Genomic DNA, 23170 nt, shown 5'->3' with positions numbered 1-23170 from the left:
TCGTTCTTGGGATCGCCTTGGCGGGTTGCGCGGAACCTGCGAACCAAGCCGCTATGGTGCCCGGACAGATCGCGTTGGCGCCGTCATCCAGTCCTTACAAGCAAAACATCTCGTCGGTATCCGGATTTGGCGGAGAGGAAACCAATCCGCTCTGGACCTCCGAGATTTCCAAGGAAGAATTCCAGAAGGCACTAGAGGCCTCAATCAAGCGTGCGGGCCTCTACTCGGATCGCGGAAGGTATTCGCTTCGTGCGGACATATTGAGCGTAGAGCAGCCCCTCGTGGGTCTAGACCTCAAAGTTACCATGACCGTCCGCTACAATCTCACAGATGCCAACGGCCGTATTCGCTTTGATGAGACGATCACATCTGAATACACCGCTACTTTCTCTGAGGCCTTCGTCGCTATTGAGCGCCTAAAGAAAGCGAACGAAGGAGTCGCGCGGGAGAACATTAGCAAGTTTCTCAAACGGGTCGGCGTCTCTGCGAGCGGAGGGTCAGTCGCAGCGATATCCTAAAGGCATGAGGTCCTTTTCCCGGTCGGAACTGGCTCGGTCTGTTTGAACAGGTTCGAGCCGGTTTCTAAGCGGCTCCGCGGGCGGATGCGTTGCGCTTCGACATGTCGTTGAGCAGCTTCGAAGCTGTGAATATCGATGTGCGGCCCAGTGACCCGAACGCGATGTGACACGGACGGACGGTTTTCTGGGTGCGCGCGTAACGCTACGGACTTTATGCTGTATGGGCAAAACCACCTGTCCAAGCTACTATTTCACACCTTGGGAATTTGACGCAAAGGCAGCGACGTGAGCCTGTTCGACGCCTACTCAGCCGATGCGCTTGGTTATCTGGCGGCTGCGCTTGTATTCCTGACCTTCGTGATGAAGCGAATGGCCTCGCTGCGCATCATAGCGATCGCGAGCAACGTGGCCTTCATTCTCTACGCCGTCTCTGTCGGCCTCACGCCAATCTTGATTCTGCATGGCCTGTTACTGCCGCTTAACATTGCTCGCCTTTACCAGTTCATGAAGGTTGTCCGGGCCGCTTCGGCCATCGATGGCCAAAACAGCGGGGAAGAGACATTCGGCTGGCTTATTCGCGTGGCAAAGCGGCGAAAACTGCCTGCAGGGACAACAATTTTCCGCAAGGGAGACAAAGGGCGCAGCGTGTTCATCGTGATCGACGGCGAGGTTTTCCTGCCAGAGATCGGCGTAACCCTAAGTCGCGGTGCGCTGCTGGGTGAGATCAGTATGTTTTCGAGTGACGGGCTTCGAACGGTCAGTGCCGAGGCGAAGGGTGCTGTCGAACTGGGCGAATTGACCGAGCGTAGAATGCGCGAGCTTTATCTGGACAGCCCAAGCTTTGCATATAGCTTGATCCGCCTGATCACTGCACGCCTCCAGGCGAATGCACAGGTGCCCAATGCCGAAGGGCAACAGGTCGGAGGCGCTGATCCCGAACGATCGGCTAGGATTGAGACGGGCATGCCCTAGCAGGTCTTGCCCGCGCGACGGGGTTGCGCGTGCCAGGATGGTTCGCCGCGACCCGACAGGAAGAAAGAAGCCGCGTTCAAGTGGCTCCGAAGCTGCCGGGAAATCAATTGGCTCGCGGTGATTTGGCGCCACTGCTGTTGCGGTCGCTGCGGAGGATCAAGGAGCCTTTGAGCGTGCGCAGCATCGACATCGACGATGATTCCGCTCGCATCGGATATTCACGCGTGAAACCAGTCGAACGCCCGCGTTGGGGCCCAATCGAGTTGGCGTAGCAAGGAAGCTTAATCCCGAGGCAAGGGGTTGAACGACATGATTGTGCGGAAGCTGTTGCTCGTAGGCTGTCAGAGTATTGAGTAGCAGGCAGGCGGTGGTCATGGGGCCAACACCACCCGGAACCGGCGTGATTGCGCCAGCTAATTCTTTGGCCGTGTTGCATTGCACATCTCCGACGAGGCGGGTCTTGCCCGGAGCCTTGTCTAACGCTCCAGTGCGGTTGATCCCGACATCGATTACCGTTGCGCCCGGCTTGATCATTTCCGCCCGACCGTCCGCGGCAACCACGATGCCTGCCCGAGAAAGAAGACCGGGCAGTTCTTTCGTGCGCGAATTCGCAGCCGTTCTTGTTGAGTGGCGGCGTCTTTGGGGGGGAGTAAAGGAAAACGTTACCAACCAGGTGGGGGCGGCCTCGAACTCGTATGACCGAACTGCAAAAGTTGCTGTATCGCCGCTGTTTTGGGTGCCGGTTCAAAGTTGAACTGCCTCACGGATCTTGGAAGTGTCCTATGAACTTCGCTCCGCTAAACAAGTGTTTCCAGCTCGGGGAGCAGCACGACGCTTTCCTGCTCATTGGGATCGGTTCTTGCGAGCACGGCGACCGCAGGCACGTTTCCATCGTTGAATGGAAGGTGTGGCGTATCCGCGGGTATGAAGATCAGATCGCCGGCGCTTGTCTCCATCATGTTCTCGAGCCTGTCCCCCCAGTACATCTTGGCGGTGCCAGAGATCATATAGATCGCGGTCTCGTGTGAGAGGTGTTTATGCGCTTTCGCACGTCTCCCGGGCGGGATTGTCAGGAGATGCATGCAAATGCCCTGACTGCCTGCGGTTTCCTTCGCAATCCCTTCGAAGTAGTCGAAACCCTGCTTGCCAGAATAGGTCCCGCCGGGGCGCAGCTTTATGCAGTCTGCCATCACAAACGTCCTCCGCTTGATGTTTCGAGCGAGAGTTTAGGGTATGCCAACAGCGAATGAGTACCTAGCGGAAATCAAAGGCCGAAAGCCGCCGGGGGTGGTAGAGCAACGCGTCAATTTCCTGAGTAGGCGCGTGGTTCCAAATTCCAGGATCTGGATTGTCACTTGAATTGAATGTTCGGGGGCATTTCGGCTATTTGCGAGGCGGCTGGCATCCGAAGCGGGGACCGTGTGCCCTTGGAAAAAGCATGCAGATGTTGATGACGCTTTGAATGGCACGTGCCGTGATGTAGCCTGCGAGACTGCTTACCTCACGATTTCATTCCCTGGTTTTCTTAGAATGGGCAAAGTTCCAGAATCTTCAGAACTTGGCTCGGGCACACCCGATAAAGCCGATCATCCCGCTGTCAGCGACGCCTATCCGCGATTGCCGACAGAACTCCTCGTGTTGGCGCAAAACGGTGCGGCGATTTCCGTCGCTGCCTGCACGAGCGACGGGAGGCCCCTCGTCGGGCTTGGGTTCGGCTGTCGTTCAGATGCTGGCGGATGCCTTCGTATTCTTCTCGGGCGAAAGGCGAATGAGCGACTGCTTGACGCAGTCAAGGAAGGTAGCGCCTTGGCCGTAACCTTCACTGGGACAAGGGATCACACGGCCTTTCAAGTGAAGGCTGCCGGGGCCCGGCTTGGCGGTGCCTGTCTGGATGACCGCCCGGAAATCGAGCGGCAAATAAGTTTGCTGCGAGACGGCCTCGTCACGATCGGGTTCACTCCGAGGCAAGCGGAAGGCTACACGAGCATTGATTTGAATGATCTGGCGTCGATCGTGATGCGGCCCGAGAAGATTTTCAACCAGACTCCCGGGCCGGGGGCGGGGGCCGAGGTGACGTCATGAGCGAGCAGCTTATGGATGGAGTGCGTCGCGCACTCGACGGGGTCTTCGCGTCGGTCCTTGCTACCTGCGACGCGGACGGGGTGCCGAACGTTTCGATGATCAGTCAGGTGCACTACGTCGACCCGACGCGGGTCGCGCTGTCCTACCAGTTCTTCAACAAGACAAGGCGCAATATCCTGGCAACCGGACGCGCCGCCGTTCAGATCACTGATGCGGTTACGATGGCACACCATCGGTTAGAGTTGGAGTACGAAGAGACGCAAACGAGCGGCGCACTTTTCGAAAGTATGAAAGCCAAGCTTGCTGGCATCGCGTCGCACCACGGAATGGATGGGGTTTTTCGACTCCTTGGGGCGGATATCTTCCGCGTTCGAGCGATCGAAGCCGTGCCGGGGCCGGTCTTTCCGTGTCGGGAACCCGACGGCTCGTTGCTGGCGGCGACCCGGCGCGCTTGTGCTGCGCTCGATCGGGCCGAGGATCTGGATGAACTCTTTGACGCGGTGACGGCCGCGCTCGAGCGCGAGTTCGGGATCGAGTATTCGATGGTGCTCATGCTTGAGCCAGAGGCAGAGCGGCTCTACGCGGTTGCAACGCGCGGCTATCCGACCAGCGGGATCGGCGCCGAGGTGCTTCTCGGAGAGGGTATTATTGGCGTGGCCGCACGTGAAAATACGCCGATCCGCATCGGGCATATGACGCGAGAATACAGCTACGGCGCGGCCATCAGTGAGACCGCTCGGCGCGTGGGTTTGGTGGGGGAGGGCGCCGTTGGCATCCCGTTTCCCGGACTTGGCGCTCCGCGGAGCCAGATCGCGCTACCGATCAAAGGATGCGGTCGGCCAGCGGGAATCCTTTTCGCCGAGGCCGAAGAGACGATGCGTTTTGGCTATGAAGAGGAAGACGCAATGGCACTTGTGGCAATGCATCTTGGTGCTCGCATGGCGCTTTTGCAGCTTGAGGAAGATGTCGACGACGTAACCGATGCACCAAAGGAGCCGTCGCCCGCAGGCCATGTCACCATGCGCTTTTTCGCGGTTGATCAGAGTGTATTCTTTGGACATGACTACCTGATCAAGGGCGTCGCGGGACTGATCCTGTGGCGGCTGGTCTCTGAGCATCTGAAAACAGGCCGGACCGAGTTCACCACGCGCGAGTTGCGCCTTGATCCGAGTCTGCGCCTTCCGTCTCATGCCGAGAACCTCGACGCGCGGCTTGTCTTGCTGCGCAAACGGCTTGAGGAACGTAAAGCCTGTGTGCGCCTTGAAAAAGCTGGGAGAGGGCGCTTTCGGCTGGTGGCGAACTGTCGGATATCTCTCGAAGAAGACGGTGCTTAGCATCAGTTTAGCATTCGTGAGTATTTCGCGCACAAACACTTAGCATGTGCGCAGTGAGGCTTGCGGCTATTCAATCATCAGCGGCGCCAAGGCTCTGACGCGGTCAGAACAGACGCAGCAAAGAACGATGAACGCGCGGCCTTGGCCTTCCGGGAGCGGATCCGGCGGGCGAGGCCTAAAGAAAGATATTCTGAAATGACTTATGAAGCTTTGAAGTCCCGCATTCGCGGGACGCTTATTACTGCATTCGATCTCGGCTATGCAGAAACCTGCGATGCCTTGATCTGGAACGGTCGCAAGCCCGCGCGCCGTGCAACCGCTATTGTGCGCGCCGCCTGTGTCAAGGACGTCCAGGCCGCCGTGCGATACGCTGCCCTTCACGGGTTGAGCGTCTCTGCCCGCGGCAGTGGGCATCATTTCACCGGGATTGCCGCGCGCGCCGACATCGTGATCGATCTCGCTGCGCTCGATGGCATGAAGATCGACGCGAGTACGCGCACCGCGCGGCTGGAGCCTGCAGTAACGAACAAGCGCCTCGCCAACGCACTGGAGCGTCAGGGTCTTGCGTTCCCGGTGGGCCATTGCGGCAGCGTATCGATCAGCGGCTACCTGCTTGGGGGCGGCGTGGGGTGGAACTCTGGCGCATGGGGTATCGCCTGCTTTTCTGTGTTCGCCGTGGAGGTGGTCATGGCCGACGGGCGTCTGATCACGGCCAGTGCCGATACGCACGCCGAGGTGTTCTGGGCTGCGCGTGGCGCGGGGCCGGGGTTCTTCGGGATTGTCACGGCCTATCATGTGGCTTTGCAGGAGGCCCCGGGCGCTTCCACGACGCAGGTTCGCGTTTATCCCGCGCAGTCCTTGCCGGACGTGGCCGACTGGGCTGAGCGCGTTGTTGCAATGGCGCCTCCGAATGTCGAATTCACGGTGAAGATCGACCAATCGCCGAATGGGCCGGTGCTTGCCGCGATCGCTAATGTCTTTGCCGCGAGTGAGGTTGAGGCAGCGGACATTATTGCCCAGTTGTCGGAAGGGGCACCCGAAGACGTGTTGAGCGTCATCGGACCGATCCCGACACCGATCCCCGCACTTTACGAAAGCACCGGGCCTTCGACGCCGGAAGCACATCGTTTCGGTGTGGATACGTTCTGGTCCGAAGCGCCTCTCGCTGACGTTCTGGCGCCACTGACCCACGCCCTTGGCGCAGCTCCGCAATCCAAGAGCTTCGCGGTCGTTACGTTGCGATCAAATGCGCTGCCCGTGCCGCGCGATGCGGCCTTCTCGTGCGCGGGGCGCGTGTTTGCGACGCTCTACGGCGTGTGGGAGGACGAGGCCGATGATGACGCCAACCTTGCGTGGCTTCGTGCGACGAGTGGCCGGTGTCGGGGAATGGCGACTGGCCGCTACGTCGGCGAGGCGGATCTCGACAATCCGGCCGCGAACGCGCGGACCCTGTCGGATGAGGCCGCTGCGCGCCTTGCCGAGTTGCAGACGCGCTATGACCCCGAGGGCGTGTTTCTGAAGCGATCTTTTGCACCTGCTTTTGCAGCAGCGTGAACCCTTAACGGAGAATGAAATGAACCAACAACTGAAACACTTGGCGATTGCGCTGATGATCGCGGCAAGCCCGGCAATTGCTGATGAGTCCCTTGTCGCGCGTGGTGCTTATCTGGCGCAGATCATGGACTGTGCGGGGTGCCATATGCCGCGCGGCTCGGACGGTGCTCCAATGTTCGAGGCAGGTCTTTCCGGGGGCAATATTGGCTTCGAGATTCCGGGGATGGGTGTTTTCTGGGCGCCGAACCTGACCTCAGGCGAGGCGGGCTTGGGTGCATGGACCGACGAGGAAATCTCCGAGGCACTGCGCCACGGCCTACGACCCGATGGAAGGGCGCTCGCACCCGCGATGCCCTGGCCCGCTTACGCAGCGATGAGCGACGAGGACATGGCGGCGCTGATCGCCTATCTGCGGAGCTTGCCGCCGGCGCCAACACCCAGCATTGCCCCTGAGCCAAGCTCCGACACTGCGAAGGCACCTTTCTACCGAGTAGTCCTGCCCGCAGGTTAATGCGAGCGATACGCAAAGCCCCGCCCAAGCGGGCGGGGCATTCCTTACTGGCGGCTGATTAGTGCATTTCAATGTCGGGCGCTTTGTTGTCCACGATTGAAAAGCGTCTTCGGATTCGCTGCACAGCAATCCTTGAAGGTGGATAAAAAGAGCCGGAGATTTCCCGCAGTCGTTCTGTGAGGCTCCTCGGTCGTTGCTTGCGCCAGTCGCTTGGGACTTAAAGAGACGTTTGTGACGCCGGAAATCGAGTGACTGTGAACTCGTTCGGTCGCGCCTCTCTTTCAATTCTCGACTTTGGCGTGCATCGGATCCCCGGGATACAGCTTGACTTTAGGTCAATACAGGCGGAGCATTCTGCGATGCATGGCGTTTGAGCTTGCGGCTGCGCACGTTTCGTTCGCGTGACGCAAATCTCACAAAGCAAAAAGGGGACCATGTTTTCTGCTGTTCATAAACGGCAAGAGGCAGTGTCCGGCACCTAGTCGAAGCAGCACAGTTTATTCAGACGGTCGGCCTTTGGTCGGCACGTCTTTTTTGGGTTGGTTTTGGGGGCTACCTGGATCCGTGCTGACTCCGGGGTGATACTTCGGCGTTCTACCCGCTGACGGCACATTCTTCGCGCCTTCCCTGCTGGCCTGCCAGGGAGGAAATAGAAATGACTATCAGTATTGATTTTGGCGACTTCGAAGGCTTCTTTCTTGACGAAAGCCTCGGTCAACAGACTGCCGTGCAAGACAATCCGCCCGCTGATGGGGACGACATTGCTTGGGAGGCGCTGCCGCTTGGTCTGCGCAATCTGGTCAGTGCGCTCGATGATAGCGCGGAATTCGGCGATGGCAGCGGTGCGACCAATCCCTTGCAGAGTTTCGCTTCAGCGGGGCGCATTGCGCGCAGCCCGCTGAACGCGGTCAGCGTCACCTCGACGGGTGTGATCGAGAATGTCTCGATCGCCGGTTTCGACTCGGGTGGTGGTGGAACCTCGGTCCTGCTTGCGGTGTGGGACAGCGAGGCATCGTTCAATTGGGCCGGGGATCTTTCGGGGCTGTACGACAGCGGGCTGCGGACGCTTGTGGATAGCGACGACAACGGCACCAACAACCGGGTCTTTTTCTTCTCGGACATCACCTATGACGATGGGCTTGTGACCAAGAGCTACACGACCGAGGCCGGTCTGGAGGCCGGGAACATCATCTACGGGATCGAGGAAGGCACGGGTGATCTGGTGATGATCATCTATGTCGGCGAGACGCAGGTCTCGGCCAGCCAAATCGACCTGACCTATTACATGATGACCTTCGAGGCGATCTACGATCCGGAGGCAGGCGACACTCTGGCCGATACCGACCACTCGATCGACCTGACCGGCAAGATCGGACTGGTCGTAGATGACGCGGTCGGGTTCGACTTCTCCGATGCGCCGGCGGGCAAGAGCCTGTTCCTGCTGGGGGTGCAGATGGGTTCGCTTACTGCGGACACGGAGGATCCGGATGACGGCGGCTCAAACGATCTGCGCGGGCTGCTGGTGACGGGCCAGACGGCGGTGGTTGAGATCAATACCTCGAAAGTGGGCGATACCACGATCGGATACGGCAACCAGGGCATTAACGCGGGCGAGGTTGTCGTCTTCACATATGTGAAGGGGAATCTCGATCCCGATTACGTCATTCCCAACCTGACCCAAACGACCGCCGACGTGGCCGCGAATATCGAGTTCGACATGTACGATCCTGCCTCGGAGGGGCAGTTCGACATTGCGCAAACCGTAAGTAGCGCGACGCAGGCACTGTTGCTGCGCGCCTATGATATCGACGCCGGGGTCGATGACTTCGAGTTCTTTGATGGCTCGAACGGTTTCATGGCCAATCGGACAGAAGTCGACTTTCTGACCGTGTCTGTCGATCTGGTAGATGGCGGTGTCGTGAACTTCGACGCGAGCACTGCAACGCTGAATGCCCCCGTAACGATGGGCCGGATCACCTTCACGCTGACGACGGATGGGGTGAAGATTTCGGGCATGCTGGCCGGCGATACCGTTTTGTTCACAACGGACGGGCCGCATGATCAGGTCGAGATCGAAGGCTTCAGCGGCAACTTCGACGTGGGCGGCTACAAGACCACCACGACGAATGAGATTGCAACCGACATCGGCGGCCAGTTCAACATTGAGGATGCCGGTATTTCGGTGTCCGTCAGCCCAACCAGCGCGACGCTGACCGGGCTTGAGGTGGACGAGACGGTGGGCACCGATCGCGCGGATGAGGCCAATAGCGAAACCGCGAACGGCAACACTGACGACGATCTCCCTAAGCTTGGTGTTGTGACCTCTGCCGAGAAGATCGGGACGCTGTTCAGCGATAGCGTGACGCCCGATACCGATGGGCATGACAGCAGCGCCGATATCGATCTTTACAAGCTGGTTCTCGTGGATACCTCCGGTCTTGAGCCGGACGCCACCGCGACCACGCTGGCAACGACCTTGTCGGTGTCGGCGGGCGCCACGGGCTATGTGGCCGGGACGGCCTCGATCACGCTCGTGCTGTCGGGCGGGGTCGTTTATGGCATGTATAACAACGACACGAACCCGACCGACGACAGCGCGAATATCGCCTTCACGGTTGAACTGACGGCGGCTGATGAGGATGGCCAGGTCAAGGTCACGCTCTATGAGCCGATTGCGCATACCGGCGCCAGTACCCATGACGAGGTGATCGATCTGGTCACCAGCAACGGATACCTTGGCATCCAGCACGACCTCGTCGTCTATGATTACGACGATGACTTTGCGAGCTCGAGCGCGATCAAGGACATCACGCCCTTCATCGACTTTGGCGACGACGGCCCGACCGCTTCGGTTTCGGCCAGCGGTAACGCGGTATCGACCTTCGCGCTGAACCTGGATGAGACCGAAGGCGATGAGGACCGCTACGGCTCGGGCGATGCGGTGCAGGACGATGACTCGGGTGACGACGAAGGGACCATCTCGGCCATCGGCGGGATCACGCCCTTCGGGCAAAAGAAGACGGATGTCTCTGGCGGTCTCAAGACCTTGTTCACGGTCTCGACCGATGCTGGTCAGGACGACCCCGGCACGACCAGCTACAAGTTCGAGTTCGTGCTGACCGATGGCGGTGCCGACGGTGTGGCCACGACGCTGAAGACCAGCGTCGGCGGTGAGACAATCGTGTTGACGCTGGAGGATCTGAACGGCGACGGGGTGATGGAACTCGTCGGGCGCGAAGCAACTTCTGATGCGGTGGCCTTCGTGGTCAGTATCGAAAACCCGACATCGGGGACGGATGCGCAGCTGACCTTCCGTCAGATGCTGGCCTTCGAGAACCCGACCTCGCCCAGCACTTATGACGAGATCGCCTCGATCCTGACAGCGCAGGACAACGACAGCGTCGGCATCAAGCTGACGGTGACGCAGACCGACTCGGAGGGCGATAGCGAGGCCGACAGCCACACCCGCACCATCGTCGACGATGCGAACACGCTGTTCACCTCGGATGACGATGGGCCCAAGCTGACTGCCGATGCTTTGGAGGGCGAAGCGCTTGCGACCCAGCTTGCCGATATCGCGCTCAATCTCGATGAGACGACAGGGTGGCTCGGTGCGGATGACCTCTTCAACGGCGCCGAGACCGAGTCGATCCAGGCCTCGGCGAACGGGAATGCGGACGATCCGAACCCGGTTCAGCAGACGCCGGTCTATGTGCTTAAGGGGGATCTTGGCTCGGCCAACCATATCGGGCGTCTTTCGACCGATGTTGCCAGCGGCGAGGATCCGACAAGCGACGTGGCCGACCTGTTCGCCGATATCGTCGCCGATTACGGACGCGACGAGGAGGGGGACTTCAGCGGTGATGGCAGCGTGAAATACGCCTACAGCCTGCTGCTTTCCTCGGAAGAGCCGATTGCGACGAACCTTTACGCGACTGCGCAGGGCGATCTGGCCGGGGCCTCTCTGGCCGAGCGGCGGATTTACCTCGTCGAAGATGAAGGCGTCATCTACGGCATCACGGCCGGCGTTGACGGGATCGGCGATGCGGACGAGTTCGACGGCGTCGACACGACGCTGGATGAATATGTCGCCTTCAAGATCGAGCTGCTCGATGCGACCGATCCCGCGAACGTGCGGCTTCAGGTGACGCATTACCTGACGATCGACCATGGTGGCACCGAAGACCCGGCCGTGTTCGATGAAGAGATCGTCATGACGCTGGCGGTGGACGAAGACCTGTCGCTTAAGCGGACCGTTACGATCATCGACGGCGACGATGACGAGGTCAGTGCAGATGACAGCGTCAAGATCGCCGATGATACGGGCGGCTTCCTGAGCTTCGATGATACCGGCATCGCAGTCAGTGTCAGCACGACCAGCGCGACGCTGAGCGGGCTTGAGGTGGACGAGACGGTCGGCATCGATCGCGCGGATGAGGCCAATAGCGAAACCGCGAACGGCAACACCGACGACGATCTCCCCAAGCTTGGTGTTGTGACCTCTGCCGAGAAGATCGGGACGCTGTTTAGTGAAACCGTGACGCCGGATACCGAGGGCCACGATAGCGCGCAGGACAGCGACAGCTATAAGCTGGTGCTCGTGGATACCTCAGGGGGTGATCCCGATCCTACGGCAACCACCTTGGCGACGACACTGTCGGTTTCGGCAGGGGCCACGGGATATGTTGTGGCGACGGCGGCGATCACGCTCGTGCTGTCGGGCGGGGTCGTTTACGGCATGTATAACGGCGACACGGACCCGACCGACGGCAGCGCGAATATCGCCTTCACCGTCGAGCTGACCGCCACTGATGAGGATGGCCAGGTCAAGGTCACGCTCTATGAGCCGATTGCGCATAGCGGCACCAGCACCCATGACGAGGTGCTCGATCTGGTCACGACGAATGGCTACCTCGGCGTGCAGCGTGATTACACCGTCTACGACTATGACGGCGACTTCGCCAGCGACAGCGCGATCAAGGATATTACGCCCTTCATCGACTTTGGCGACGACGGCCCGACCGCTTCGGTTTCGGCCAGCGGCAACGCGGTATCGACCTTCGCGCTGAACCTGGATGAGACCGAAGGCAGCCCGGACCGCTATGGTTCGGGGGATGCGGTGCAGGACAATGACTCGGGTGCGGATGATGTTCTCAACGAACCCATCGGTGGCTTCACACCCTTCGGGCAGAAGACGACGATGGTCTCGGGCGGGCTGAAAACGCTGTTCACGGTATCGACCGATGCCGGGCAGGATGACCCCGGCACGACTAGTTACAAGTTCGAGTTCGTGCTGACCGATGGCGGTGCCGACGGTGTGGCCACGACGCTGAAGACCAGCGTCGGCGGTGAGACAATCGTGCTGACGCTGGAGGATCTGAACAGCGACGGGGTGATGGAACTCGTCGGGCGCGAAGCAACTTCTGATGCTGTGGCCTTCGTGGTCAGCATCGAAAACCCGACATCGGGGACGGATGCGCAGCTGACCTTCCGCCAGATGCTGGCCTTCGAGAACCCGACCTCGCCCAGCACCTATGACGAGATCGCCTCGATCCTGACAGCGCAGGTCAACGACAGCGTCGGCATCAAGCTGACGGTGACGCAGACCGACTCGGAGGGTGATAGCGAGGCCGCCAACTACACGCGCACCATCGTCGACGATGCGAACACGCTGTTCACCTCGGACGACGATGGCCCGGATATCGGTGGCGATGACAACGATATCGACGACGCCGATATCAAGTTCGCGGCGTCGGGCGCGAATACGAGTGCCACGGTCGATCTCGAAGCCTCGATGGGCCGTGACTTCGACGGTGAGTCCGGCGGAGTCACGATTACCGATTTCGAGTCCACGCTGGTCTATTCCTACCCGAACTTCACCCTGACGCTGACTGGTGATTACACCGACGACACGATGAAGGAGGTCGTCTACTACATCGAGGATGGTAACGCCGGATATGGCGGCGCCGAGATGGTCTATTTCCGGATGAAGCTGGATGACAGCGATGAAGATCCGGCGAACTGGACCTACACTTGGAGTTCCGAGCAAGACCCGCCCGAGCCGAACCTTGAGTTCGACTTCGACGGCTTCCCCTCGGGACAACAGATCTACGGTGTGTTCGCGCCAAATTCGGTGACACCGAATGGCGATGCGCTGCTCGTGGTCCCCGACGGGATCGTCTTGAAAGCCAATGGTACGCGGGACTCGTCGGCATCGACCTCGCTCAATTCGTCGAACGCCGAGGCGTCTGGCACCGCGCTCGGGATCAGCGGTCAGTCGGTGGATAATGGCGAGACGATGTATTTCTTCTCGATCGACGACCCGGTCGATTCTATCACCGTGGGCGCGACGGGGTTCGACAAGACCTCGTACAAGAATGGCAATACGCTGGACTTTGACGGCTTCATCGACCGCACCAGCGCCCAGATCGAGATCGCCCAGACGACGCCCAATGGCTCGTTGGTGGATATGACGATTGCTGCCTACAACATGACCAGCAACGACGCGCCAGCCAATTCCAAGACCTTCCTTCAAGATCCGCTCGGCGCGGCGCATACCACCGTTCAGATCACATCGGTGAAGATCTACGATGGCGAGCCGATGGAGGATGACTCGAACCTGGTCGCGACGGCAACGATCTCCGGGGACGGCTCGACCGACAGCTTCGTGGTCGAGACGGCCTATAGCGGGATCTACACCGGCAACGTGATCGACAATGGCGACAAGACCGTCGAGGTTACCGATCTGCTGGACGATTACACTGTCGAGGTCGGAACCGTCTCGTACGCGGACACTTTCGGGGTGACCAATACCGACGATGAAGGTGACAGCTTCGATATCGGCGGGGTGAACTTCCTAGAGGCGCAGTTCACGCCCGACAAGCAGCTCGACTGGGAAATCACCATCACCGATTTCGATGGCGATACGGACAGTGTCGAGATCACCACCGGCATCGACGGCACCGATCCGACCGATACGCTGGTGGTCATCTGATAATCGCATTGGGCCGGGCAGGCGATTGCCCGGCCTTCTCAATGCCGCCACGGAGGGGGAGATCAAATGGCGATCGAACAGACGGATTTTCGCGGCACGATGCGCTCGGTGCGCAGGTTGACGCCGATCCTGATCCTGCTCAGCGCGACGCTCAACCTGTTGCTTCTGGTGGGCGCGATCTACATGCTCCAGGTCTATGACCGGGTGCTGACCAGCGGCTCGCACGATACGCTGATCTGGCTGACGGCAATCGCAGTATTCGCTATCGCGGTTTATGCCGTGGTTGAACGCTCTCGCCGGATCATCCTGTCGCGCGCGGCCTTCTGGCTGGATCGGGAGCTGACGGCCCCCGCGATCCGTCGCCGGATGGAAGCGCGGTTGGCCGGCACGCCCTCGCAGGCCGGGCCGCGCGAGGTGGCCGACCTGCGGAACTTCTATCGCAGCGATGCGGTGATGGCGCTTTACGATGCGCCTTGGGGGGCGATCTTCATCCTGTTCATCTGGGCGCTGCATCCGGTTCTGGGGATGATCGCGCTTGGCGGGGCAGGGTTTCTGTTCGGGCTGAGCCTGCTCAACGATCTGCTTACCCGCAAGCAACAGCGCGAGGCGATGCAGGCGGTCCATGGGGCCAACGATCTGGCGATCCGCTACGTCGATGCGGGCGAGACGATCCGGCCGCTCGGCATGGGCGCAACCTTGTTCGAGCGCTGGCAAAACCGCGCCGCCATCGCCCACGGGCGCGAGGCCGCACTGCAAGAGCGGACCTCAACCATCGTCAGCATCTCGCGCGGGATCCGTCTTGCGTTGCAGGTGATGATCCTTGGCGCGGGCGCCTTTCTGGTGCTGCGCGGCGATGTGACCGCAGGCGCGATGATCGCGGCCTCGATCACGCTTGGCCGTGCGCTCTCCCCCATCGAACGTCTGACCGCCGCCTGGCGCCAGTTGCAGGCGGCACGCGTGGCGCATTCCGCGCTGGAGGCCGCCTTGAAGGAAGGCGATCACGCGCCCAGGTTGGCGCTGCACCGCCCCAACGGCGCGCTGGCGCTGGAGGGCGTTCATTTCGCCGTTCCCGGCAGTTCCGAGCGGATCCTGAAGAACATCGGCTTCGCTATCGAGCCGGGCACCTGTCTGGCGATCGTCGGTCCCTCGGGGGCCGGTAAGTCGAGCCTGTGCCGCCTTCTGGTTGGCGCGTGGGCACCAAGCGCAGGGCACGTGCGGCTGGACGGCGCCGATGTTTTCAGTTGGGACCCGGATGAGCTTGGCCGCCATATCGGCTACCTGCCGCAGCGGGTTGACCTGTTTCCTGGCACGATTGCCGAAAATATCGCGCGCTTTGGAAAGATGGAATCCGAAGCCGTGATGGCGGCCGCCGAGGCCGCCGGGGTGCACAAGCTGATCCTGCGCTTCCCGAAAGGCTATGACACGGTGATCGACCCCACGGGCGAGCAGATCTCGCTTGGTCAACGTCAGCGGATCGGCCTTGCGCGCGCGCTTTACGGCGGGCCATCCTTCGTGGTGCTGGATGAGCCGAACTCGAACCTCGACCGCGAGGGCGAGGAATGTCTGCATAACGCCATTGCCGCGCTGAAGAAGGCCTCGGCGACGGTCGTCGTGGTGTCGCATCGCGCCTCGATCCTCAAGCTGGCCGATCTGGTGCTGACCATGAGCGAGGGTCAGGTCGAGCAGTTCGGCAAGAAGGGCAGCAAGCCGCAGGTCGTCACCGAAACGCGCGAGGTGGGCGCGGTGCGCGGTCCGCGCGTGCGCGTCGCCCAGGTCAGCCATCCGTAGGAGGGAAGCATGTCGCTGAATGAACCAGAGACGTTTCGCGCCACGGTTGGAGGGGCGGTATCAGCAATCGACGGGGCGTTGGGGGCGGGGGGCTACGGCGCGCTCGCGGTGGCAGTGCTTCTTGCGGGCACGTTTTGGGCCCTATTCCGGCGGCGTCCTGGCTCGGGCGCTCTGGCCCAATCGGTGCGGGGGCCCGCAATGACGGGTATCGCCGCGCTTGGCATCTTCGTCGGCGTGCTGGCGACCTGGTCGTGGCTTGTGCCCCTTGCCGGGGCGGCCGTCGCGCCCGGGGTCTTCAATCCAATGGGTGACAACAAGACCGTCCAGCACCTGGAAGGCGGAATCGTGAAAGAGATCCTCGTGGCCGACGGTGCCAAGGTTGCCGCTGGCGCGCCGCTTATCTTGCTTGATGACACGGAGATGCGCGCGGCCCTCTCGGCCAAGACCGAACGTTACGTTTATCTGCTGGCGGTCGAGGCTCGTTTGGCGGCCGAATTGCAAGGTGCGGATCTGCACACGCCACCCTCCGGTTTCGCCGATCTGGCGCCCGAGGCGATGACCGTCTTCGCTGGTCAGCAGGAGTTGCTGCAAACCCGTCGCACAACGCAGCAGGCGCGCGAGAACGTGCTCCTTGCCCGCACCGAGCAGTTGCGCATCACCGCGCAGGGGATCGAAGAAGTAGTCGCCGCGAAAATGCAGGAACATGACATTCTGACGGGTGCGATTACCACCGCGCGCGACCTCTATGAAAAGGGCCTGCAACGACTGCCGCAGGTTCTGGCACTTGAGCGCGAAAGCGCCAGCGTGCGCTCGGAAATCGCGCAGTCCCAGACAGAGATCGCCCGCATCGGCGAACAAGTCGCCGAGACGCAGTTGCAATTGCAGACCCTACGCGAGGAGATGCTTGAGGCCGTCAGCGCCGAACTGGCGCAGACCCGCGCCGAACTGGCGCTGATCCGCAGCGATCTGCCCGCCTATCGGGATCGGCTGGAACGCCTTGTCATTCGCGCCCCCGTCGCCGGGACGGTCGCGAACATGCAGGTCTCGACCATGAGCGGGGTGATCAAACCGGGGCAGGCACTGCTGGATATCGTGCCCGCCGATATCGAGTTGTTGGCCGAGGCGCGCGTGCGCCCCGTAGATATCGATCGGATCTACACGGGGATGCGCGTGCGGGTCGTTCTGTCGGCTTACCGGCAGCGCAATCTGCCGCAGATCTTCGGCGAGGTGCGCTCGGTCTCGGCAGATCGCATCGTCGATGAGCGCAGCGACGTGTCCTATTTCATGGCCGATGTGAGCGTTGACCAGGAGGCTCTGGAAAGCCTGCCAGACGTCGTACTGACCTCGGGAATGCCGGTCGAGATCATCTTCCTCGACGAAGAGCAGACGCTGGTCAGCTACCTGCTTGATCCGGTGAAAACCTCGTTCAACCGCAGCTTCGTGGGGCGATAGGCGCGCGCAGCGGAAGTTTTTCGTTGCCCGATAACGGTTTTGCCTCAATCCTCAGGGAATAGCTTTTCGCGATTTTCAATGAGGGTGCCGGTGTCGTTATGCCCCAGGTTTATTTCAACGATTGGATTGGTTTGCGCGTTCCTGGCGCCCATGGCGACATTGGCCGAGCCAATCCTTTCGGTTCAGCGCGCCGATGGCAGCGTGGTCGAGTTTGAAGCGAAGCAGATCGTTGCCTTGCCGCAGCGCTAGGTGATCACCCACACGACCGTCACAGACGGACCCCAACGCTTCTCTGGGCCGCTGATGCGGGATGTATTGGGTGCTGCCGGGCTGCAGGCAGATGCGGTTCTGGCAGTCGCACTCAATGACTATGAGATCGAGATTCCCACCGCCGATTTTGACCGTTTCGACGTGATCGCAGCCCTTTCGATGAACGGAGAGCCGCTCACACCTCGCGACAAAGGGCCGATCTGGATTGTCTATCCGCGTGACGATCACGCGGAACTACAGGACATCCGCTACGACTATCGCTGGGTCTGGCAACTGGCTCGTCTCGAGGCGCAATGAGCCCCAGATGGCTTCGGCATATCGCCTTGCCGGTCGCCATCGTGCTGCTGTGCATGGGGCTGCTTGCCTTCGGCCTCGTGCGACTCTCAAGCATCGAGAAGACGATGCGCGTCAGCCGTGCCTCGAACATGCTGTAGGTCATTAGCCAGACCGAAGTCGAAGTGCTTCGGCTGGATGCGGCGCTGGCACGTAACCTGACGGGCGCCCCGGCTATCGGGTCGCGCTTTGACCTGCTCGCCAGCCGACTTGATTTGCTCGGTGAAGGGCCGCAGGCGCGGTATCTGGAAGACCTTGGGCTGGCCGACGCCCTGACGGCGCAATCAGCGGCGGTGCTTGCCTTTGACCCACACGCCTCCGTCCTGACAGGGGAACGGATCGGACAGCTTTCCGATGCGCTTACGGCTTTGCGTCAGAGCCTGCACAAGGCCGCCAACCGCGCCATGGTGGCCGAGTGGGAGGAGCTTTCGCTGCGGCTTGAAAGCTATCGCGGGGCGGTTGAACAAGTGATCTTGTCTCTGGTGCTGGGGCTTGCGGTGGCCTCGTTCCTCGGTTGGCGACTGGTGCGCGATCAGCGCAACTTGCTGCGCGCCGAGGAGGTGCGTCTGCGCTCGGTCCGGCTGGAGCAGGAGTTGCAGCAAGAGCGCGCGCCGGGGGCTTATTGGCGCGATTTTGCCGCGGTCGTCTCGCATCAGTTGCGCACGCCTCTGGCGGTGATCGACAGCTCCGCTCAGCGCATTTTGCGCCGGCAGGGCGCCATCACACCCGACGAACAGGCGCAGCGCCTCGAGACCATTCGCAGCACGGTCTTCGACCTGTCGCGGCTTGTCGATGCAGCCTTGTTGAGTGGCCAGATCGACAACGAAATTCGCAGCGCCGATTGCGCCCGCCACGATCTGGTCGCGCCCTCGCGCCTTCTGTTGCGCGATCTGGAGGTGCGCCACCCAGACCGCGCGTTGCGGATCGAGGCTGCTGAGGTGCCACTCCGCGCCTGGTGCGATACGGGGCTGGTGGTTCATATCGTCATGAATCTTCTGGAAGACGCGCTGCGGCATTCCTCGGGAGCGGTGGACCTGCGCCTCTTCAAGCGGGGCGAGCGTGTGGGCTGCGCCGTCGTCGATCAGGGGCCGGGGGGGCGCCGCCGAGGAACTGCCGCATATTTTCGAGCGTTTCCGGAGCGGCTCCAGCTCCGGCGGCGATAGCAGCGGAATCGGGCTATGGACCACGCGCCGTTTGGCGGAGTTGCAGGGCGGCACGATTGAGGTCGAAAGCTGGCCGGGAAGCGGGTCAGTCTTTACGCTATGGCTGCGCGCAGGCGCACCGCTCGAGGAGGGTGCATGATGCGGCACACCATCCTGATCTGCGAAGATGAGGCGATGCTGCGTGCCGATCTGGTGGCCGAACTGTCCGAGGTGGGCTACCAGGTCTTGGCGGCGGGCGACGGGATGCAGGCTCTTGACCTGCTGGACGACTCGCGACCCGATCTGATCCTGTGTGATATCTGTATGCCGGGGCGCGACGGTCCGGATCTGCTTGCGCGGCTGCGCGCGACGCGCCCGGATCTTTCGGATGTGCCGTTCCTCTTTCTCACAGCGTTAGGTGAGCGCGGCGAAATCGTTGCGGGAAAGCAGGCGGCCGCCGATGATTATCTCGTTAAGGCAGTCGATTACGAGGTGATTCTGGCGACCATCGCCGCGCATCTGCGTCAGGTTGCGCGGGTGCGTGCCGGTGTCGAGGCGCATCTGACCCACGCGCGAGCGGCGCTGCACGCGCCGTTGTCGTCAGATGGTTCGGCCATCGATCGGCTCGCGCCGGGGATCGTGCTGCTCGATCAGGGCGGCGCGGTCTTGCGGGCCGATACGGCAGCGCGCGCGTTTTGTTCCGCCGAAGGCGGGCTAAGCATCGGTGCGCGGCTCAGCTGCGAGGGCAACGCGCCGCTGCGTGAGGTGATCGAGCGTTGCCTGCGTGGTGAGATCCACGGGGTCGAGCCCGTCAGCGTCCCACGCCCGACAGCGCGCTTGACCTGATCGTGCTGGTCGGGCCGCTTGCCATAGTGGCCGAGGGGCATGCGGCGGTCTTGGTTTTGATCCTCGATCCCGATCGGCGCAACGTGCCCGATTGCGACCTGCTCGCACGCGCCTTCCGCCTGACCCCGACCGAGGCGCGGATCGCCGGCCTTCTGGTCCACGGACAACGCCCCGACGAGATCGCGCAGACAATGGGAGTTTCGTGGACGACGGTGGCGTTTCACCTCAAGAAACTGTTCTCGAAGACCGCGACGAACCGGCAAACCGATCTGATTGCGCTGATCCTGTCGCTGCCGCCGTTGGCTCCCCTCTGAACGCAGGGGCGCGCCGCCCAGCATCGTGCCATCCTGAGTAGCATTTGAGACAGCAGATTTTGGTACCAGATCATGTGGGACTTTTCTATCGCGCGAAGCTTCGGCCTTATGCTCCGGACGCTTCCTTTCATCCTGCTGCGCCTCGCGAGCTATCTCGGGGTGGCGCTGGCCTATGTGGCAGCAGCGGGCACCGGCGCCGGGGTGGGATGGGGGATAGGCGCGTTCGGCGATGACGAGTTTCGCGCGAGTTCCACGGTGATCGGCGGAGGTATCGGGTTCGCCGTGGTGGCGGCGATCATGTATGCCCTGCGCGAGTATCTGCTTTACATGGTCAAGACGGGCCATATCGCGGTGATGGTCGAACTGCTTGCCGGGCGCCCGATGCCCGAGGGGCGCAGCCAGATCGGCCATGCGCAGGCCGCTATGCGCGGGCGGTTCGCCGAGGCTGGAACGCTGTTCGCCATCGACCAGATCGTCAAGGCCGTGCTGCGTGCCGTTACGCGGCTTGCCCGTGGCATTCTGTCGATCCTACCGGGCCTCGATCGGTTGGCGGGGCTGGTGCAGGCGTTCCTCAATGTCGCCGTGGGCCTGATCGACGAAGTGATCATCGCGAGCAAGGCCACGAACCCATGGGAGTCCGCGCGCGAGGCGCTGGTGCTTTACGCGCAGAACAACCGCAACATGCTCAAGAACGCGGCCTGGATCGCGGCGATTACCTAAGCCGCTGGACCAGATGCCGGACCTGAACTTGCCGGGCGGGTGTCGCGGCTTTGCGCTACGTCGCATCGCCCCGGTCGGTGATGGCGCCGTCGAGAGCGTGCTGCATCAGGCCTGGCTTTCCAACGGGCGCCATGTGCTCGAGATTCAGGGCAACTCTCCCGCAGACCGCCCCGAGTTGAACGCGGTGATTGATGCGATTATCTGCTCGATCCCGGCTTAATTAGGGGTTGCCGCCTATGCGGTTCATAGCCTCTCGTCAGTTCACGGCGGATTGGGTAGGTGATAGGGATGACACAGATTCCCGATACTCTCGCCGCCTGCGCCGTTGATGTTCTGACCACCGCCGATGCGATGGAGAAAACCGCGAAGTCGCGGCTTTATGCCAAGGCCTGGTTCGAGGGGCGCGCCGCGGGTCAGCCCATGCCGATCGGCACGGCCGAACCGCCCGCCCGTCCGGCGCGGCCCGAGCGCCCCGAATTGCTGGCGCCGCGCGATGTGCCGCGCCGCAGGCCGGGCACTCCGGCGGGCCGCAAGGCGCTGCTGCATGCGGTCGCGCATATCGAGCTGAACGCCGTCGATCTGCATTGGGATATCATTGCGCGCTTCACCGAGACGCGGATGCCACTTGGCTTCTACGACGACTGGGTGAAATCGGCCGACGAAGAGGCCAAGCATTTCCGCCTGATCAGCGACTGTCTCGCGACGCTTGGCAGCTACTATGGCGAGCTTCCGGCCCATGCGGGCATGTGGCGCGCCGCTGAGGACACCGCGACGGACCTCATGGGCCGCCTGACCGTCGTGCCCATGGTGCTTGAGGCGCGCGGGCTGGATGTGACACCGGGCATGATCGAGATCTTCCGCAAGGCCGATCAGCTTGACGCCATCGCTTCGCTTGAGACGATCTACGCCGAAGAGGTGGGGCACGTCGCCTATGGCTCGAAATGGTTCCACTTTCTCTGCGGACGGCACGAGATGGACCCGAAGGAGACTTTCCACACCCTGGTGCGCAAGTATTTCCACGGGGCGCTGAAGCCGCCCTTCAACGAGGAAAAGCGCGCCGAGGCGGGCATTCCCCCCGATTTCTACTGGCCGTTGGCCGAGCAGGCCGAATAGCGCGGCATCCTGTCCAGGCGCATGATTGGTTTTTCGCTGGCCCTTCGCGGTTGCCCAAGACTAGGGTGAGCGCAAAGAACAGGAGGAACCACGAAATGCCCGGTCTGCGCCCCGATGTCGATCCCGATGGCCTGAGCGAGTTCTCGGTCGTTTTTACCGACCGCTCGCTAAATCATATGTCCGCACGTTTTCAAGGCGTTATGCGCGATATCGCATCCATGTTGCGTGAGGTTTATGGCACCGAGGCCGTCGCGCTGGTGCCCGGTGGTGGCACCTTCGCGATGGAGGCGGTCGCACGCCAGTTCGCGGGCGGGCGTCATGCGCTGATCGTGCGCAACGGCTGGTTCTCCTATCGTTGGACGCAGATTTTCGAGGCGGGCGGTTTTGCCAGCGGCACGACGGTGGTCATGGCGCGCCCGGCCGGGAACGTGCCGCAGCCCGCCTATGCGCCGCCGCCCATCGAAGAGGTTGTCGCGCGCATCCGCGAGGCGCGGCCCGAGGTCGTCTTTGCGCCGCATGTCGAAACCTCCTCGGGGATCATCCTGCCCGATGACTATATCCGTGCCATGGCTGAGGCCGCGCATGAGGTGGGGGCGCTGCTGGTGCTCGATTGCATCGCCTCGGGGTGCATCTGGGTCGATATGCAGGCGACGGGCGTCGATGTGCTGATCTCGGCGCCGCAAAAGGGCTGGTCGGCCTCGCCCTCGGCCGGGATGGTGATGATGTCGGCGCGCGCCGCTGCGCGGCTGGAAGAGACGGTGTCGAACTCCTTCGCGATGGACCTCAAGAAGTGGCGCGCGATCATGGCGGCCTATGAGGGGGGCGGCCACGCCTATCACGCGACCATGCCGACCGATGCGCTGGTCGGCCTGCGCGATGCGATGGCCGAAACGCGGGCGCTTGGCTTCGACGCGATGAAAGAGGCGCAATGGGCGCTTGGCCGCGCAGTGCGCGAGATGCTGGCGGCCAAGGGCGTGCGCTCGGTCGCGGCGCAGGGTTTTGGCGCGCCGGGGGTGGTTGTGTCCTATACCGACGACCCGGATATCCAGAACGGCAAGAAGTTCCTGGCCGAGGGGATGCAGATTGCCGCCGGTGTGCCGCTGCAAGTGGGCGAGGGAGCCGAGTTCCGCACCTTCCGCCTTGGCCTGTTCGGGCTGGACAAGATCACCGATGTCGACGGCACGCTGGCGCGCCTGCGCGCCGTTATCGATCGGGTGCTGTAAAGCA

General features: G+C 61.8%; 20 protein-coding genes and 1 pseudogene. 19 read left to right on the top strand and 2 right to left on the bottom strand.

The features are described from left to right. Positions 1-56: 56 nt before the first annotated feature. Both LZA78_RS02440 and LZA78_RS02435 read left to right on the top strand, forming a co-directional pair. Positions 57-518: a hypothetical protein gene (locus tag LZA78_RS02440; protein ID WP_233675353.1), complete on the top strand. Its 462-nt coding sequence runs from the start codon at positions 57-59 to the stop codon at positions 516-518. Positions 519-803: 285 nt separating this feature from the next. Then, positions 804-1490 carry a Crp/Fnr family transcriptional regulator gene (locus LZA78_RS02435; RefSeq protein WP_233675352.1) on the top strand — a complete coding sequence of 229 codons (687 nt, stop codon included), beginning with the start codon at positions 804-806 and terminating at the stop codon, positions 1488-1490. Between the two features lie 336 nt (positions 1491-1826). Here the strand turns inward: LZA78_RS02435 and LZA78_RS02430 are convergent. Together LZA78_RS02430 and LZA78_RS02425 are read right to left on the bottom strand one after the other, a co-directional pair. Further along, positions 1827-2114 (bottom strand): annotated as a pseudogene (locus LZA78_RS02430) (bifunctional methylenetetrahydrofolate dehydrogenase/methenyltetrahydrofolate cyclohydrolase); the annotation flags it as partial. 173 nt (positions 2115-2287) lie between these two features. Beyond that, positions 2288-2680 (bottom strand): cupin domain-containing protein, encoded by a 393-nt coding sequence (locus LZA78_RS02425; RefSeq protein ID WP_233675351.1) that lies wholly within the window; start codon positions 2678-2680, stop codon positions 2288-2290. 340 nt (positions 2681-3020) lie between these two features. On the opposite strand from LZA78_RS02425, the gene LZA78_RS02420 reads away from it, so the two are divergent. The 17 genes from LZA78_RS02420 to LZA78_RS02345 all read left to right on the top strand — a co-directional run bounded on the left by LZA78_RS02420 (position 3021) and on the right by LZA78_RS02345 (position 23166). Beyond that, on the top strand, positions 3021-3572 hold the full coding sequence (locus LZA78_RS02420) for a hypothetical protein (protein ID WP_233675350.1): 552 nt from the start codon (positions 3021-3023) through the stop codon (positions 3570-3572). Next, positions 3569-4906: a GAF domain-containing protein gene (locus LZA78_RS02415; protein WP_233675349.1), complete on the top strand. Its 1338-nt coding sequence runs from the start codon at positions 3569-3571 to the stop codon at positions 4904-4906. The genes LZA78_RS02420 and LZA78_RS02415 overlap by 4 nt, the downstream gene beginning before the upstream one ends. A 60-nt stretch (positions 4907-4966) precedes the next feature. Beyond that, positions 4967-6460, top strand: coding sequence for an FAD-binding oxidoreductase (locus tag LZA78_RS02410; protein WP_233675348.1), 1494 nt, complete (start codon positions 4967-4969; stop codon positions 6458-6460). Between the two features lie 19 nt (positions 6461-6479). After that, positions 6480-6971 carry a c-type cytochrome gene (locus tag LZA78_RS02405; protein WP_233675347.1) on the top strand — a complete coding sequence of 164 codons (492 nt, stop codon included), beginning with the start codon at positions 6480-6482 and terminating at the stop codon, positions 6969-6971. A gap of 655 nt (positions 6972-7626) precedes the next feature. Next, positions 7627-13965, top strand: a complete 6339-nt coding sequence (locus tag LZA78_RS02400) for a hypothetical protein (protein ID WP_233675346.1) — start codon at positions 7627-7629, stop codon at positions 13963-13965. A 66-nt stretch (positions 13966-14031) separates the two neighbouring features. Further along, a complete protein-coding gene (locus LZA78_RS02395) occupies positions 14032-15753 on the top strand; it encodes a type I secretion system permease/ATPase (protein WP_233675345.1) in 1722 nt (573 codons plus the stop codon). Positions 15754-15951: 198 nt separating this feature from the next. Beyond that, positions 15952-17205: an HlyD family type I secretion periplasmic adaptor subunit gene (locus tag LZA78_RS02390; protein ID WP_233675344.1), complete on the top strand. Its 1254-nt coding sequence runs from the start codon at positions 15952-15954 to the stop codon at positions 17203-17205. 249 nt (positions 17206-17454) lie between these two features. After that, positions 17455-17772, top strand: coding sequence for a putative pterin-binding protein (locus LZA78_RS02385; RefSeq protein WP_368861008.1), 318 nt, complete (start codon positions 17455-17457; stop codon positions 17770-17772). Further along, positions 17769-17909 carry a hypothetical protein gene (locus LZA78_RS02380; protein WP_233675342.1) on the top strand — a complete coding sequence of 47 codons (141 nt, stop codon included), beginning with the start codon at positions 17769-17771 and terminating at the stop codon, positions 17907-17909. The genes LZA78_RS02385 and LZA78_RS02380 overlap by 4 nt, the downstream gene beginning before the upstream one ends. Positions 17910-17933: 24 nt before the next feature. Continuing rightward, positions 17934-18971, top strand: a complete 1038-nt coding sequence (locus LZA78_RS02375; RefSeq protein WP_233675341.1) for a sensor histidine kinase — start codon at positions 17934-17936, stop codon at positions 18969-18971. Next, positions 18868-19110, top strand: a complete 243-nt coding sequence (locus tag LZA78_RS17880; RefSeq protein ID WP_368861007.1) for an ATP-binding protein — start codon at positions 18868-18870, stop codon at positions 19108-19110. Before LZA78_RS02375 ends, LZA78_RS17880 begins: the two co-directional genes overlap by 104 nt. Continuing rightward, positions 19110-19796: a response regulator transcription factor gene (locus tag LZA78_RS02370; RefSeq protein ID WP_233675340.1), complete on the top strand. Its 687-nt coding sequence runs from the start codon at positions 19110-19112 to the stop codon at positions 19794-19796. The genes LZA78_RS17880 and LZA78_RS02370 overlap by 1 nt, the downstream gene beginning before the upstream one ends. Before the next feature lie 2 nt (positions 19797-19798). Continuing rightward, positions 19799-20110 carry a helix-turn-helix transcriptional regulator gene (locus LZA78_RS02365; RefSeq protein ID WP_233675339.1) on the top strand — a complete coding sequence of 104 codons (312 nt, stop codon included), beginning with the start codon at positions 19799-19801 and terminating at the stop codon, positions 20108-20110. Positions 20111-20218: 108 nt separating this feature from the next. Further along, positions 20219-20830 carry a hypothetical protein gene (locus LZA78_RS02360; protein WP_233675338.1) on the top strand — a complete coding sequence of 204 codons (612 nt, stop codon included), beginning with the start codon at positions 20219-20221 and terminating at the stop codon, positions 20828-20830. A 13-nt stretch (positions 20831-20843) separates the two neighbouring features. Next, entirely contained in the window at positions 20844-21050 is a 207-nt protein-coding gene (locus LZA78_RS02355) for a hypothetical protein (RefSeq protein WP_233675337.1), read from the top strand. Between the two features lie 68 nt (positions 21051-21118). Next, positions 21119-21943 carry a ferritin-like domain-containing protein gene (locus LZA78_RS02350; RefSeq protein WP_233675336.1) on the top strand — a complete coding sequence of 275 codons (825 nt, stop codon included), beginning with the start codon at positions 21119-21121 and terminating at the stop codon, positions 21941-21943. A 95-nt stretch (positions 21944-22038) separates the two neighbouring features. After that, positions 22039-23166, top strand: a complete 1128-nt coding sequence (locus tag LZA78_RS02345) for an aminotransferase class V-fold PLP-dependent enzyme (RefSeq protein ID WP_233675335.1) — start codon at positions 22039-22041, stop codon at positions 23164-23166. The last annotated feature ends 4 nt before the right edge of the window (positions 23167-23170 follow it).

Source organism: Rhodobacter flavimaris (genome assembly GCF_021378075.1).
Classification (GTDB): Bacteria; Pseudomonadota; Alphaproteobacteria; order Rhodobacterales; family Rhodobacteraceae; genus Rhodobacter; species Rhodobacter flavimaris.
The sequence above is the reverse complement of the archived record's forward strand: the minus strand, read 5'-3'. Positions and strand labels throughout refer to the sequence as shown.